Source organism: Pseudoalteromonas atlantica (assembly GCF_043641955.1).
In the GTDB taxonomy this organism is placed as follows: Bacteria; Pseudomonadota; Gammaproteobacteria; order Enterobacterales; family Alteromonadaceae; genus Pseudoalteromonas; species Pseudoalteromonas atlantica_A.
Window position 1 is genome coordinate 58,403 of the sequence record NZ_JBHZRV010000011.1, and the last position, 14,614, is coordinate 73,016.

A 14,614-nucleotide genomic window follows, 5' to 3' on the forward strand; every position below is an offset into this window, starting at 1 on the left:
ATAATATGAACTTAATTAATCCATTAAAGGCTGGTGACACTGCACCCGCATTTAGCTTACAGAACCAAGATGGTGAAACCATTACACTTTCTGAGCTACTAAAAGAGCAGCAAGTATTAGTTTATTTTTACCCAAAGGCATCAACACCAGGGTGTACTGTACAGGCTGAAAACTTACGAGATGAAAAAGCAGAGCTTGCTAAACTAAATACGCGCGTTGTTGGAATAAGCCCAGATCCAGTTAAGCGATTAAAGAACTTTGAAACTAAAAAAGAGCTAAACTTTGATTTACTTTCTGATGAAGATCATGCGATTGCTGAAGCCTTCGGTGTGTGGGGTTATAAAAAGTTTATGGGTAAGGAATATGAGGGAATTCACCGATTAAGCTTTTTAATTGGCCAAGATGGTAAAATTAAACATCTGTTTGATAAATTTAAAACTAAAGACCATCACCAAGTTGTGCTTGATTACCTAAATTCATAGTACTAATAAGCTTGCCCCGGGTTTAACCCCGGGGTTAACTTCTTTTAGTGTAAAAATAATTACAACCCTAAATCAGCCATAAAATCATCATCGGCATCTTCTACTGCACTTGCTTTAGCTGCGTTTTCTTTCTCTTCTTTTTGTTTAGCTTCATTCGCAATGATGTCATCTGGGTCAACGGCTTCACTAATATCAAAGTCATGCAATTTAATAAACTCAGTTTTATCCATTGCTAATTCTAAATAGAAAATATTTTGTTTACTCGTTGTGAATGTTACACGTCGTGCCTGTGGCCTATCCATCGTAGTATCAACAGAGATCTGCACTTGTTTGTTGATTGCCATCATTTTCGGTTGGTTCTGCGTGATCGAAGTATGTAACTGCTCACGCACTTTTGACGTAAAATCACCCACTATTTGGTTCATTAACTCACCGAGTACATTCGATACATCATCTGACAGGTGGCTGTGCGCAATTTCTTCTTCGGGCATACCCATACTGCGCATATAGTCATGGTAAATTTCCATCGCTGCTTGCGAGGTGAAATTTGTAATTACTAGACCTGTAAAACCACCATCAAATAACACAAAACAACCTATGTCAGGTCGCATGCATGTACGAGTTATTTTTTGTACCATCGCCGAGTAGCTAATACTATTACCACTTGCTGATGACAATACGCCAGTCACTGAATGACACAATGTAGCTAATATATCATCAGTGCTAATCACTTTACTTTTTGCCATTGAACTTCTCTTTTTATACTTGTTATCTAATATTCTAGCCAAGCTACTGAAATTATCACTGACTATCCAGCATAAAATGTTAAAATAGCGCTATTATTTTCAAATGAGACTGTTTGTGTGACTGTAAAAGACAGTATTTATGCCACAGAGCAAGCGGTTAAAGATTTTAGCTTTGACCAAAACGTCGTAGAAGTTTTCCCTGATATGATCCAGCGTTCGGTGCCGGGTTATGCCACTATTGTCAGTACTATGGGCAAACTAGCTGGAGAATATGCGCAAAGTAACTCTAATTTGTATGACCTTGGTTGTTCATTAGGTGCCGTTACGTTGAGTATGCGCCGAAACATTCGTACAGATAACTGCCACATTATTGCTGTAGATAATTCAGAAGCCATGGTTGAGCGGTGCAAACTACATCTGCAAGGCTTTCGTTCTGAAGTGCCAGTAACGGTAACGCTTGGTGATATAAATGAGCTACAAATTCAAAACGCATCCGTTGTAGCAATGAATTTTACTTTGCAATTTATCCCCCCTGCACAACGCCATGCAGTACTTGAAAAAATTTACGCTAACTTAAAACCAGGCGGTGTTCTGTTACTGAGTGAAAAAGTTAAAGGTGAAAATGAGCAATGCGATAATTTGCTGATTGATTTACATCACGATTTTAAACGTCACAATGGCTATTCAGAATTAGAAATAAGTCAAAAACGCACAGCTATTGAAAATGTAATGCGCCCAGATACATTAAGCGAGCATTATTCTCGCCTAAAAGAGATTGGCTTTAGTCAAACTCAAGTGTGGTATCAATGTTTTAACTTTTGCTCATTAGTTGCAATAAAGTAATTTAGGAAATATATAATGTCTTCATGGTTTAACCAATTTTACGCTGCAATTGCGCAAACACCTCTTAGCCACTGGCTCGAAACGCTTCCGAGTCAATTAAAGCACTGGCAAAATGAAGCCAGCCACGGTGACTTACCTAAATGGCAAAAAGTGTTAAAAAACTTACCAGAAGTTCACACTAAGCACGTAAATATCACTGATAAAGTTGAAATTGGTGCATCAGGGGAAATGACTGAAGGTGAGCAAAAGCAAACTACACACCTGCTCAAGCGTATGATGCCGTGGCGTAAAGGCCCCTTTAGCGTGCATGGCATTGAGATTGATACCGAGTGGCGCAGCGATTTGAAGTGGGACAGGTTATTACCCCATATTGAACCGCTTAAAGGCCGCACTGTATTAGATATTGGCTGTGGATCAGGTTATCACTTGTGGCGAATGCGCGGAGAAGGCGCTGAGTTTGTGGTTGGAATCGACCCATCTGATCTATTTTTGTGCCAATTTCAGGCCATTAAACATTTTAACCCCGATGAAAATGTTCACTTACTGCCGCTAGGTGTTGAAGCCCTGCCAGAATTAAAAGCATTTGATACGGTTTTTTCAATGGGCGTGCTTTATCATCGCCGCTCACCAATAGACTTTTTAGCACAATTAAAAGCACAATTGCGCCCAGGTGGTGAGTTAGTTCTTGAGACACTCGTTATCGAAGGTGATGAAAACACTGTTCTGGTACCAACTGACCGTTACGCTAAAATGCGAAATGTATGGTTTATTCCAAGTACAGATGCATTAAAACTGTGGATGGAACGCGTTGGTTTTAAAGATGTACAAGTAAAAGACTGTGCAATTACTACACTTGAAGAACAACGAAAATCAGATTGGATGGAAAACGAATCACTGATCGACTTTTTAGACCCTAACGACACCAGCAAAACAATTGAAGGTTACCCTGCACCACTACGTGCTATTTTAACTGCCAAGGCTTAGTCTTCAGCAATTTTTTAATTACTGTACTTTAGCGTCGTGGCAATCATCGACGCTAAAGCAGTGCCCTATAAACTATTTCTCAATACCATTCTCGCATTATGCGGACAACTGTCCTTGTCAAGGATGTTAAAGTTATATTTGCGCTAGCCGCGCCTTCGCAATTGTTGTAAAATACGCGCGTTTCTAAGCATACACATGCAAAACCATGCAACTTTTTTGAGGAAATCCTGTGAGCGAACAAAAACAGTCTCTAAGTTATAAAGACGCGGGCGTAGATATCGATGCCGGTAACGCACTTGTTGAGCGTATTAAAGGCGTAGTTAAAAAAACCCGTCGTCCTGAAGTTATGGGCGGAATTGGTGGTTTTGGCGCACTGTGCGAAATTCCTGAAGGTTACAAGCAACCAGTTTTAGTTGCTGGCACCGATGGTGTGGGCACAAAATTACGTTTAGCGATTGATCTTAAAAAGCACGATACTGTTGGCATCGACTTAGTTGCAATGTGTGTGAATGACCTTATCGTTCAAGGTGCAGAGCCATTATTTTTCTTAGATTACTATGCTACAGGCAAACTTGATGTTGATACAGCTGCAGATGTTGTAACGGGTATTGGCAAAGGCTGTGAGCTTTCAGGTTGTGCTTTAATTGGTGGTGAAACCGCTGAAATGCCGGGCATGTACGAAGGTGAAGATTACGACATGGCTGGTTTTTGTACAGGCGTTGTAGAAAAAGCCAACATTATTGATGGCACTAAAGTAGCTGCTGGCGACCAACTAATTGCACTTGCTTCAAGCGGTCCTCATTCAAATGGCTTTTCGTTAATTCGTAAAGTACTTGAAGTATCAAACGCTGATACTAACGTTGAGTTTGAAGGTAAAACGCTTGGCGAAACACTACTTGAGCCTACACGTATTTACGTTAAACAATTACTTGAGCTATTCAAGCAAGTAGATGTTCACGCACTATCACACATCACTGGTGGTGGTTTTTGGGAAAATATCCCACGTGTATTACCTGAATCTGCAAAAGCAGTTGTTAAAGGTGATAGCTGGCAGTGGCCGGGTATCTTTAACTGGTTACAAGAAAAAGGTAACATCACGACCCACGAAATGTACCGCACATTTAACTGTGGTGTAGGTATGGTTTTAGTGGTTCCTGCCGACAAACTTGAGCAAAGCTTAAGCATCTTAAAAGAACTTGGTGAAGATGCATGGCACCTTGGTGAAATTCAAGATGCCAAAGCAGGTGAAGAACAAGTAGAAATCCTAGGCGGCCGTGATTAATGGCCCCTTCTCGTCTAGTAGTCTTAATTTCAGGTAGTGGCTCAAATTTACAAGCCATCATTGATGCCTGTAATAATGGCGAGATAAACGCAAACATAGCGGCTGTCATTAGTAATAAAGCAGACGCTTATGGCCTTGAGCGAGCAAAACAAGCTGGCATTGCAACCGCAGTGCTCAGCCATAAAGATTTTGACTCGCGCGAAGCCTATGATGCTAAATTAATGGACGTTATTGACTCTTTTACACCAAACTTAGTTGTATTAGCTGGTTTTATGCGTATTCTTACTCCTAGCTTAGTGCAAAAATTTAAAGGAAAAATGTTGAACATTCATCCTTCTTTGTTGCCTAAGTATCAGGGTCTGAATACCCACCAAAGAGCAATTGATGCAAAAGATGACGTTCATGGCGTAAGTGTGCACTTTGTCACTGAAGAATTAGACGGCGGTCCGGTTATTCTTCAAGCCAAAGTTCCCGTGTTAGCAGATGATACAGCTGACACACTCGCAAAACGTGTACATGCGCAAGAACATATAATCTATCCTTTGGTGGTCAAATGGTTCAGTGAACAACGACTTACGATGGAAGCAGATTATGCAGTTCTTGATGAAAAACAACTCCCGACACACGGCGCAGACTACCCACAATAAAAAATTAAGTGCCCTACTTTTGTGTACGGGCACTTTACTTCCTACCAGTTTAATCGCCGGTGAACTCACCCAATTCGAAGCCAGCTATGACATTTTACGAAAAGGTGAAAACCACGGTCAGGGTGTACGTACCTTAAAAAAACTCGCTGATAACAATTACCAAGTGAGTTACCACAGTGATATTGAGTGGATGATATTCTCAGATTCTCGTAAAGAGACCTCCAAGTTTACTTTTAACAACAGTAAAGTGTCTCCAGTTGATTACAGCATGATCCGCAAAGGTACTGGCCCTGATAAAAAATACACTTTATCGTTTAACGCCACAGATAAGCTCGTCAATAGCAGTGAAAGTAAATACCCAATAAAATGTGAATGGAGTGAGCAATTCCAAGACTCAATTTCATATCAGGTACAAGTGCGAGAAGACCTAAAAATGGGGAAAACCAACTTATCCTACCCCCTAGTGGATAAAAAGGGTAATTGCCGCGATTACGACTTCGAAGTTGTTGGCACAGAAATGATATCACTACCTATTGGCAATATTGAAGCGATAAAAGTAAAACGTCTTTACGACAATGATAAGCGCCAAGCATTAGCCTGGTTTGCCCCAGAAATGGACTATATGTTAGTAAGAATGTGGAAAGGCGAAAAAGGTGTAGAGCAATTTGAAGTACAGATGAAATCATTCACTGTCACCAACCCTGTTGCTGTTCCAAAAGCTGTAAAAAGCGAAACAGCCCCAAAGTAATAGATTAGTCTCAACATTTAAAACTATAAGCCCAAGTTAATTAATAACTTGGGCATTCTTCTTGTTACTTATAATTTATTAATTGAAAATCCTACGTTGGCTTTCGTTGTACTCTCCCAACCTACCAAATTAAATTAACTCACCCATTTTAAACAACGCGAATTCACCCGGCTCCATTTTTTGCCATCGCTCATCATTAGTCAATGGTCTTGTTGCAATCACAGTCACCACGTCATTAGGAGTGGTTTCTTTTTGAAAATCCACCACCATATCGGCATCAATCAAGGTTGCTTTACCGAACGGAGCACGACGCGTGATCCAATGTAAGTTATTAGTACAATACGCTAATACATATACCCCATCAGTAAGCAGCATATTAAATACGCCCTTTTCACGTAGGGTATGCGAAAGCTTTGCCGCATAACGAAAAACCGACGCCATGTTTGATGGGCGTTTTGGGTATTTTTCACGAATTTTATCGAGTAACCAACAAAAAGCCAGCTCGCTGTCAGTGTTGCCTACAGGGCGATAATACTCAGGCTTCAAATCATGATAATTCGATAGCTGACCATTATGGGCATAAGTAATTTCACGTCCCCACAACTCACGTGTAAATGGATGTGTGTTTTCAAGACACACACGACCCCGGTTACCTTGACGAATATGGCTAATTACAGAAACACTCTTGATAGGATATGCTTTTACTAACTTGGCAATTTCAGACTGACAGCTTGGTTCTGGATCTTTAAATGTACGACAACCTTTGCCTTCATAAAAAGTAATCCCCCAACCGTCTTTGTGCGGCCCCGTATTACCACCTCGCTCCAGCAAGCCTGAAAAGCTAAAACAAATATCTGTCGGCACGTTCGCAGACATGCCAAGTAACTCACACATAAAATATTTAAACCTTTAAATGAGTTGCCAGAGTTATCATTCAACCCAAACGCAACGCTCATACAATAAAATAAAACCGCTATACTACGCATTGTTAAACATAAGGTTGGCCATAGCAAGCATATGTTAGTTTCCATATTGTACTCTTTAGAGATTGGGGACCAAACTCATAGATTATCTTATTTAGACTCTTGATAATTACCGATTCTAGCGCTACTCTAACGGAGGTGGTCTGACCTCTATTAAGGATTAAGTACATGACACTCATATTTACACTCGGTTTAATCGCACTGCTTAGCATCGCGAGTTACCACAGAGCGAGCTGGAACACTGCCCTTGGCATTTCTATCGCAACACTTGTTATTGGTACCTTTGCGGGTGCTTTTGGTGCAATTAGCTGGCTGATATTTTTAATCATCAGTGTACCGCTTTCTATTTCTGGCATTCGTCAGCAATACATAATCAAACCAATCTTCGCCATGTTTAAAAAAGTAACGCCTACAATGTCTGAAACTGAAAAGTCAGCGATTGATGCCGGTACTACGTGGTGGGAAGCCGATTTATTTTGTGGCCGCCCTGATTGGGAAAAGTTACATCAATATCCAATGCCTAAGCTCACTATTGAAGAGCAAGCATTTATTGATGGTCCGGTTGAAACAGTATGTAGTATGCTAGATGATTGGGAAGCAACCCATGAACTAACTGATTTACCGCAAGATGTATGGCAATATCTAAAAGATAATAAATTCTTTGCCATGATCATCAAAAAAGAATACGGCGGTTTACAATTCTCTGCGTTTGCACAATCGTGTGTATTACAAAAGCTAACCAGTAAATCGACGTTGCTTTCATCTATTGTAGGTGTACCTAACTCATTAGGTCCAGGCGAGTTACTACAGCACTATGGTACGACAGAACAAAAAGATCATTACCTACCTCGCTTAGCGAGTGGAGCAGAAATACCGTGCTTTGCTTTAACGTCACCAGAAGCGGGTTCTGATGCCAGTGCAATTCCTGATTACGGCGTTGTATGTAAAGGCATGTGGGAAGGCGAAGAAGTTGTAGGTATAAGCTTAACGTGGAACAAACGTTACATTACCCTTGCGCCTGTTGCGACAGTGCTTGGCCTTGCGTTTAAAATGCAAGACCCTGATGGTTTATTAGGTGATACAAAAGATCTTGGTATTACCTGCGCCCTTATTCCTACAGATATGCCTGGTGTAGAAATTGGCCGTCGTCACTTCCCGCTTAATGTGCCGTTCCAAAATGGCCCAACTCGCGGTAAAGATATTTTCGTACCGCTTGATTACATTATTGGTGGTCCTGAAATGGCCGGTCAAGGCTGGCGTATGCTGGTTGAATGTTTATCTGTTGGTCGTGCTATTACCCTGCCTTCAAACTCTGTAGGTGGAATTAAAACTATCGCCCTTGCCAGTGGTTCATACAGCCGTATTCGTCGTCAGTTCCGTTTACCAATCGGTCAAATGGAAGGGGTTGAAGAGTCACTTGCTAAACTAGCTGGTTACGCTTACAGCTCAGATGCAGCAGTAAGCATGTCTACCGGCGCGGTAGATTTAGGTGAAAAGCCATCGGTTGTTTCAGCCATTATTAAATACCACTTAACAGAGCAAATGCGTGATTCAACCATTCATGCAATGGATGTTCATGGTGGTAAAGGTATCATGCTTGGGCCAAATAACTATTTAGGTCGTGGCTATCAAGGTGCGCCGATTGCCATTACTGTTGAAGGCGCAAATATCTTGACCCGTAACATGATTATTTACGGTCAAGGGGCTATCCGTTGTCACCCATTCGTTTTAACTGAGTTAAACGCATGCTCAATTGAAGACCGTGAAGAAGCACTTGCGGTATTTGATAAAGCACTAATGGGCCACATCGGCTTTACTATTTCTAATTTAGTACGTACTAAGTGGTTAGCATTTACGGGGGCTCGCTTTACCAGTACACCGTATAAAGATGAAACAGCTGAGTTTTACCGTATTGCATCACGCTTTAGTGCATCACTTGCGTTAATGTCAGATATCAGTATGGCGGTATTTGGTGGCTCACTAAAACGTAAAGAGCGTATCTCTGCGCGTTTAGGTGATTTACTAAGCTATTTATACTTAGTGTCTGCTACGCTTAAACGTTACAACGATGAAGGCCGTAAAAAAGAAGACTTTGCGCTTGTACAATGGAGCTGCCAAGATCACCTTTACCACTGCCAACGTGCATTAGCTGATTTAATTAACAATATGCCATCAGCGCCGTTACGTGCAGCACTTAAGCTTATGTTATTCCCGTTCGGTCGCCCGGTTCGTAAACCAACTGACAAACTTGAACATAAATTAGCACAGATATTACAGGTGCCAAGTGAAACCCGTAATCGTTTGGCAAGTTATGTATACCTTACAAATGAGCCGCTTAATTTAGTAGGCCGTCAAGAGCAAACGCTTAAAGACGTGCTAGCTGTTGAGCCTCTTTTTGATAAAGTATGCCGTGAAAAAGGTGTTAAACTGCCTTTCTTCCAACTTGATAAAGTAGCGCAGATGGGCCTTGATGCAGGTATTTTAACGCAAGCCGAAGCTGACAAGCTGGCTGATGTTGAAAAAGCACGTTTAGACACTATTAACGTTGATGACTTTGCCCCTGCTGACCTATTAGCAGGTAAAGCCGCACGTAACAACACAGGCAACAAGGCTGATGCAGCCTAAGTGATTAGCCGTTAATCACAGCTAATAACAAACCTGTTATAACCATCCAAACCAGCGCATAATGCGCTGGTTTTTTTTGCGCTAAGGCCTGTTGTAGTAAACACCAAATCCCCCCTATTACTAGCAATAAGCTATTTTCTTGATTAAATAAAACCACAAAACCAACCAGTGCGAGTAATAATACAATTAAGCTAGGAATAAATAAGCTAACAAAGAATGCTGTTTGCTTATTCTGCATGTTAAAAAACACACTGTACTGCTGATATAGGTGACTACAATCAAATTGTAGTGAGCTACTAAATAACACCACAAAGGCAAGTGACAAAATACTGAATATAGCAGCTAAATCAGCGCGCTCTTGTAACAACACCTTGGATGCCATAAATACACATAGTAATAAAGCCCCTCGCCATATCAAAGCCCAGCTATTATGCATAAAAAATAACAGCCAAAAGCCTGTAAGTGAACTCAATTTTAGCTTAGCTGTAACATTAAAAGGGACCATAAAAGTACTTAACGCAAACAACAGTACAAAGCCGCTATGATAAAGCAAAGGACTAACATCAAGCGGTAACGTTACCCAGATTGCGGATAACAAAAAACCATAAACCAGCGCTATTGGCTTGTATAAACATAAAATGCCGAGCACAAATTGCAATAGTAAAAACAACCAGAAATGCGGCACTCTAAGCCACTGACTCACACTAAGATCAATCGCGATAATGAGGCTCGCAATCAACCAGCCATTGCTTAACAGTAAAAGCTTTATATCCATCAAACCAAGCCAATACCGCTTCACCAATGCTTGTTGAAAGGCACGTTGAGCGGTGTTTTTTATCGCAGATTTCATTGCACTCAACATGACACTTTGCAACAGCAAATATAGCCAAGCCATCTGCGCACCATACTGCGGTGCATCGCTGCTATCGATAATTTTTCCCAGCCCTAAAAATAACAGTAAAATCATACCAAGCATGGCAGAGCCAAGTACCACTAGAAATAACAAGCCAAAGTTTTTAAGTTGCAACAATAATTGCGTGAGTTCAGTTTTGTAAGCCTGATAACGATAATCCATAAAAGAGCGATATTGCCCGATTGATTGTTTTAAATTTGCAATCATAAAGGCATACACTCAAAGCCATGCTCAATAAATGGCGCGGGTTCATGGCAGGTGATGATTATTTGCCCATTTGGCTTATCTATTAGATATTCATCAAGCAGTACCAATAAATACTGAATACTGGATTGATCAAGTGCTGCGCTGGGTTCATCTAGAAGTAAATAAGCAGCATCACGCATAAGCGCTAAAATTAACTGGCATTTCTTTTGATTACCTGATGACAGCGCATCAAAACGAGTATTTAAAAATTCATTAAAATTAAACCCATCTATTATTGTCGTTGGCCAATTACAACCCAGCGTATTCACGGACAAGTTAATAATTTGCTTTGCCGTCAAGAAATCAGGCAAAGCAATACTGTCTGAGGCTATGGCAACTTGTTTATGTGGTTCGGTTAATGCTTTGCCTGAAAACAAAATCTGTCCACTTTGGCGTGTTTCAAGCTCTGCCAACATCATCAACAACGTTGTTTTACCTTGGCCATTAGGCGCTTCAATGCATATTTTAGATGCACAAAACTGCACACTATAACCACTGTACAATACATTTTCAGCAAACTGTTTATGTAACCCAATGACTTCTATCATAAATACTCCCTGATTTTGAAAGTGAATTATAACTGGTTTTCTATTTTCGTGGGCTACATGGTTTGTAACACTTTATTGCAGTTCGAATAGGCTAATTACTTGCGTTTAAAAAATGTTCGGTTAACACTAAAAGTCTATAATTATAATCCAAGGAATGTATCTATGAAAAAAGCCCTCAAACTTGCCTGTATTACCTGTGCAGTATCAATTGCATTGACAGGTTGCAGTCAATCTAATAATTCAGCTTCTACCCCTGTGGCAACTGAGCAAACACAACAAGTAAAAACCTATAACGCTAAAACCTTTTTTGATACAACATCTATCATGGGCAGTAGCTTTTCACCCTCTGGTGATAAAGTTCTAGTTAGTAGCGATGAAAGCGGTATCTATAGTCTCTATGAAGTCGATGTAAAAACAGCAAGTAAAACTCGCCTAACTAATTTTGAAGACAGCACCTATCCTATACGCTATTTCCCTAATGATGAGCGAGTGTTATTTACCAAAGATTCAGGCGGTAATGAACGCTATCATGTTTACGTACGTGAGCTTGATGGTTCAATCAAAGATTTAACCCCAGGCGATGAAACTCGCGCAAGCTTTGCTGGTTTTACCAAAGATGGCAGTGAGTTTTTTATCACCAGCAACCAGCGCGATGCCAAGTTTATGGACTTATATCGGGTTGATAGTAAAACCTATAAAGTCACCCCTGTTTATCAAAACACTCAAGGACTAGATGTTGGCGCAATTAGTCCTGATGGGCGTTATATCGCGCTGTCTAAAAATAATACCAATAAAGACAGCGATACGTTTATTCTTGATACCTATAAAAAGACACTCAAGCCACAGTTAATCTCAAAACACGATACACCGGCACAATATACGCCTGAGACCTTCTCTGTAGACAGTAAATATTTATACTACTCAACGGACGCTAAAGGCGAGTTTTCACAAGTATGGCAATATGAGTTAGCCACAGGCGAATATAGCCCAGCTTTAAAAGATGATTGGGATGTCAGCTTTATATACTTCTCTAAATCTGGTCGCTATCAAGTAAGCGGTGTTAATGCTGATGCCAGCACAAAAGTAACCGTCAAAGATACAAGAACAGGTAAAGAAATTGCCATGCCTAAGTTACCTGCAGGAAATTTACGCAGCGTAAACTTCTCAAGCGATGAGAAAACTATGGCGTTTTACTTAAACTCAGACACCTCACCAAGCAATTTATTTGTTTGGCAAGTTGGTAGTAGTGAAGCTAAGCAGCTTACAAACACATTGAGTGAAGATATAGATCAAAATGACTTAGTTGAAAGCACGATTGTTCGCTTTAAAAGTTTTGATGGTTTAGAAATACCTGGGGTGTTGTATAAACCAAAACAAGCCAATAGCCGCAATAAAGTGCCCGCACTGGTGTGGGTGCATGGTGGCCCAGGTGGGCAAAGCCGCACTGGTTATAGTGCAATGCAACAACATTTAGTTAATCATGGCTATGCTATTTTTGCCGTAAATAACCGTGGTAGCTCAGGATATGGTAAAACATTTTTCCATTTAGATGATAAAAAGCATGGTACCGATGATCTGCAAGATATTGTCTACGGTAAAAAACACTTACAAAGCCTAGATTGGGTCGATGCTGATAAAATCGGTATTATGGGTGGTAGCTACGGCGGCTTTATGACCGCAGCCGCGCTTGCCTTTGAGCCAGAAGAATTTAAAGTCGGCATTAATATTTTTGGCGTTACTAACTGGGTAAGAACACTCAACTCTATTCCACCATGGTGGGAAAGCTTTAAAAAGGCGCTTTACGATGAAATGGGCGACCCTGCTACCGATGGTGAGCGTCATCGTGCCATTTCCCCACTGTTTCATGCAGATAATATCACTAAGCCTTTAATGGTAATACAAGGTGCTAATGATCCACGCGTATTACAAGTTGAAAGCGATGAGTTGGTTGCTGCGGTTAAAGCTAATGGTGTGCCAGTAGAATATGTATTATTTGATGATGAAGGCCACGGTTTTAGTAAGAAAGAAAATCGCATTAGTGCGTCCAACGCCTATCTAAACTTTTTAGATACTTACTTAAAAGAACGCTTTGGCCCACAAGGTTAATTTTAAGCCAATTTATATTAAAGCCTGCTACGCCTTCACGTAAGCAGGCTTTTTATTACTTATTTATTGCTTGGTTAATCTGGGTTCCAGTAAAGCGAGCGCTAAACCAAATACAGCAGCAAAAATACCTAAAAACTCAAACCAACTATTGCCTGCATGTTCAGTTGTATGCGGTTCCACCTTCACTAAAAGATAAACTCGCTTACCACCCTCAACTTCTTCTACAAATGACTTACCGACATACTCATCCATTAACTTGTAAAGCGCTTTACGCCTAACCTCCATCTCATAACGCTTCTCTTCCATTACAGTCCGTTTATCTGGGATGAATAGAGTATATCGTCTCCAATTTTCAATAATGTCATGAGGTTCACCTGCTTTTACTACACCAAACGATTTGTACTCATAAAATTTTTCATTAAACACATAATTTTTATGTCCCGCATAAAATAATGCACAGCCAAAAGAAATCAAAAACATAGCCAAGTAAATAACCTTACGCTGCGTGGCTGAGCTCTTTACTTCTTTACATTTGAACCACTGCTCTACATCAGGTATTTGCATAAGTCTTGTTTTGTCATGGCTGTAGGTAAGGGGCTTCATAAACTCATCAATTGGAAGGTCTAATGCTATCAATAAAGCTCTAAATATTTCATTCGAGGGAATTGATTTATCGTTTTCAAGTTTTGATATATACCCAAGCCACCTCAAGATGCAGAATTCAGCGTTTCACAGGGGCTTAATATCAAGGCGTTACTTTGCAACAATGGCAGTCCCTTTTAAGAAGGAACAACGATGAGAGTAAGTTCCTGTGAAACGCCCCATGGGTTGGTTTAAAAGCGATTTATACTGCGTTATTGATTTTAACAAGGGAATAACCATTATTTGCAATCAATGCCTTGCCTAAATCGCTTTTAATTCCAACTGAAACTCGCATCTTGAGGTGGTTTGGGTATGGCTCTGCTCTATCCCCACTTGCTGAGCGAACTCTGGTTGACTCAATTTTTTATTATTTCTCAGCTGCTTTAATTGCTGACCTAATGTACTCATCTTAATGTTTCCTTTTTTAAAGTGAGATTAGATTCTTGGCAATTCATGCAGATATATAAAGCTGAATAATGAAGAATAATAAGGAATATTAGCAGGTTAGTATAATAGAGTCGATGTGATAGCTGATAGCTGATAGAAAAAATCTAATTATTTAAAATGATTGTAAAGGGATTTTATAATCTTGCTATTGAGGAAATAACAAGTGGCGGAGTGGACGGGACTCGAACCCGCGACCCCCGGCGTGACAGGCCGGTATTCTAACCAACTGAACTACCACTCCGCAGTGGTATGTGTATGGGGTAATACACTTACTAATTTTATTGATGATATCAAGTGGCGGAGTGGACGGGACTCGAACCCGCGACCCCCGGCGTGACAGGCCGGTATTCTAACCAACTGAACTACCACTCC

14 protein-coding genes and 2 tRNA genes are annotated in these 14,614 nt (G+C 40.5%); 8 read left to right on the forward strand and 8 right to left on the reverse strand.

From position 1 onward, the window contains the following. Window positions 1-5: 5 nt before the first annotated feature. The gene (gene bcp / locus ACHUE3_RS17530; protein ID WP_394193619.1) at window positions 6-482 is read left to right on the forward strand and encodes a thioredoxin-dependent thiol peroxidase; all 477 of its coding nucleotides are present in this window, start codon (window positions 6-8) and stop codon (window positions 480-482) included. 59 nt (window positions 483-541) lie between these two features. Here bcp and ACHUE3_RS17535 read toward each other — a convergent pair whose 3' ends face one another. Further along, window positions 542-1,228: a DUF3334 family protein gene (locus ACHUE3_RS17535; protein ID WP_394193620.1), complete on the reverse strand. Its 687-nt coding sequence runs from the start codon at window positions 1,226-1,228 to the stop codon at window positions 542-544. 117 nt (window positions 1,229-1,345) lie between these two features. Here ACHUE3_RS17535 and cmoA point away from each other — a divergent pair, with 117 nt between their 5' ends. The 5 genes from cmoA (at window position 1,346) to ACHUE3_RS17560 (ending at window position 5,732) form a co-directional block, all read left to right on the forward strand. After that, on the forward strand, window positions 1,346-2,071 hold the full coding sequence (gene cmoA, locus ACHUE3_RS17540; RefSeq protein ID WP_058560685.1) for a carboxy-S-adenosyl-L-methionine synthase CmoA: 726 nt from the start codon (window positions 1,346-1,348) through the stop codon (window positions 2,069-2,071). 15 nt (window positions 2,072-2,086) lie between these two features. After that, the gene (gene cmoB / locus ACHUE3_RS17545) at window positions 2,087-3,055 is read left to right on the forward strand and encodes a tRNA 5-methoxyuridine(34)/uridine 5-oxyacetic acid(34) synthase CmoB (protein ID WP_394193621.1); all 969 of its coding nucleotides are present in this window, start codon (window positions 2,087-2,089) and stop codon (window positions 3,053-3,055) included. Between the two features lie 229 nt (window positions 3,056-3,284). Next, window positions 3,285-4,337: a phosphoribosylformylglycinamidine cyclo-ligase gene (purM, locus tag ACHUE3_RS17550; RefSeq protein WP_394193622.1), complete on the forward strand. Its 1,053-nt coding sequence runs from the start codon at window positions 3,285-3,287 to the stop codon at window positions 4,335-4,337. Then, window positions 4,337-4,984 (forward strand): phosphoribosylglycinamide formyltransferase, encoded by a 648-nt coding sequence (gene purN / locus ACHUE3_RS17555; protein WP_394193623.1) that lies wholly within the window; start codon window positions 4,337-4,339, stop codon window positions 4,982-4,984. The genes purM and purN overlap by 1 nt, the downstream gene beginning before the upstream one ends. Beyond that, window positions 4,941-5,732, forward strand: a complete 792-nt coding sequence (locus ACHUE3_RS17560) for a DUF3108 domain-containing protein (RefSeq protein WP_394193624.1) — start codon at window positions 4,941-4,943, stop codon at window positions 5,730-5,732. Before purN ends, ACHUE3_RS17560 begins: the two co-directional genes overlap by 44 nt. 129 nt (window positions 5,733-5,861) lie before the next feature. Here the strand turns inward: ACHUE3_RS17560 and ACHUE3_RS17565 are convergent, their stop codons facing one another. Then, window positions 5,862-6,626 (reverse strand): class II glutamine amidotransferase, encoded by a 765-nt coding sequence (locus tag ACHUE3_RS17565; protein ID WP_394193625.1) that lies wholly within the window; start codon window positions 6,624-6,626, stop codon window positions 5,862-5,864. 257 nt (window positions 6,627-6,883) lie between these two features. Here ACHUE3_RS17565 and fadE point away from each other — a divergent pair, with 257 nt between their 5' ends. Then, window positions 6,884-9,340, forward strand: coding sequence for an acyl-CoA dehydrogenase FadE (gene fadE, locus ACHUE3_RS17570; RefSeq protein WP_394193626.1), 2,457 nt, complete (start codon window positions 6,884-6,886; stop codon window positions 9,338-9,340). A gap of 4 nt (window positions 9,341-9,344) precedes the next feature. Here the strand turns inward: fadE and ACHUE3_RS17575 are convergent, their stop codons facing one another. After that, window positions 9,345-10,460: a DUF6136 family protein gene (locus ACHUE3_RS17575; protein WP_394193627.1), complete on the reverse strand. Its 1,116-nt coding sequence runs from the start codon at window positions 10,458-10,460 to the stop codon at window positions 9,345-9,347. Further along, a complete protein-coding gene (locus ACHUE3_RS17580) occupies window positions 10,457-11,047 on the reverse strand; it encodes an ABC transporter ATP-binding protein (RefSeq protein WP_394193628.1) in 591 nt (196 codons plus the stop codon). Before ACHUE3_RS17580 ends, ACHUE3_RS17575 begins: the two co-directional genes overlap by 4 nt. Before the next feature lie 162 nt (window positions 11,048-11,209). Here ACHUE3_RS17580 and ACHUE3_RS17585 point away from each other — a divergent pair, with 162 nt between their 5' ends. Further along, entirely contained in the window at window positions 11,210-13,153 is a 1,944-nt protein-coding gene (locus ACHUE3_RS17585) for a S9 family peptidase (protein ID WP_394193629.1), read from the forward strand. 63 nt (window positions 13,154-13,216) lie between these two features. Here ACHUE3_RS17585 and ACHUE3_RS17590 read toward each other — a convergent pair whose 3' ends face one another. The 4 genes from ACHUE3_RS17590 to ACHUE3_RS17605 all read right to left on the reverse strand — a co-directional run bounded on the left by ACHUE3_RS17590 (window position 13,217) and on the right by ACHUE3_RS17605 (window position 14,614). Next, entirely contained in the window at window positions 13,217-13,789 is a 573-nt protein-coding gene (locus ACHUE3_RS17590) for a transcriptional regulator (protein ID WP_394193630.1), read from the reverse strand. Between the two features lie 267 nt (window positions 13,790-14,056). Continuing rightward, a complete protein-coding gene (locus tag ACHUE3_RS17595) occupies window positions 14,057-14,203 on the reverse strand; it encodes a helix-turn-helix domain-containing protein (protein WP_394193631.1) in 147 nt (48 codons plus the stop codon). 203 nt (window positions 14,204-14,406) lie between these two features. Then, window positions 14,407-14,483 (reverse strand) — tRNA-Asp (locus ACHUE3_RS17600). A gap of 54 nt (window positions 14,484-14,537) precedes the next feature. Beyond that, window positions 14,538-14,614 (reverse strand) — tRNA-Asp (locus ACHUE3_RS17605).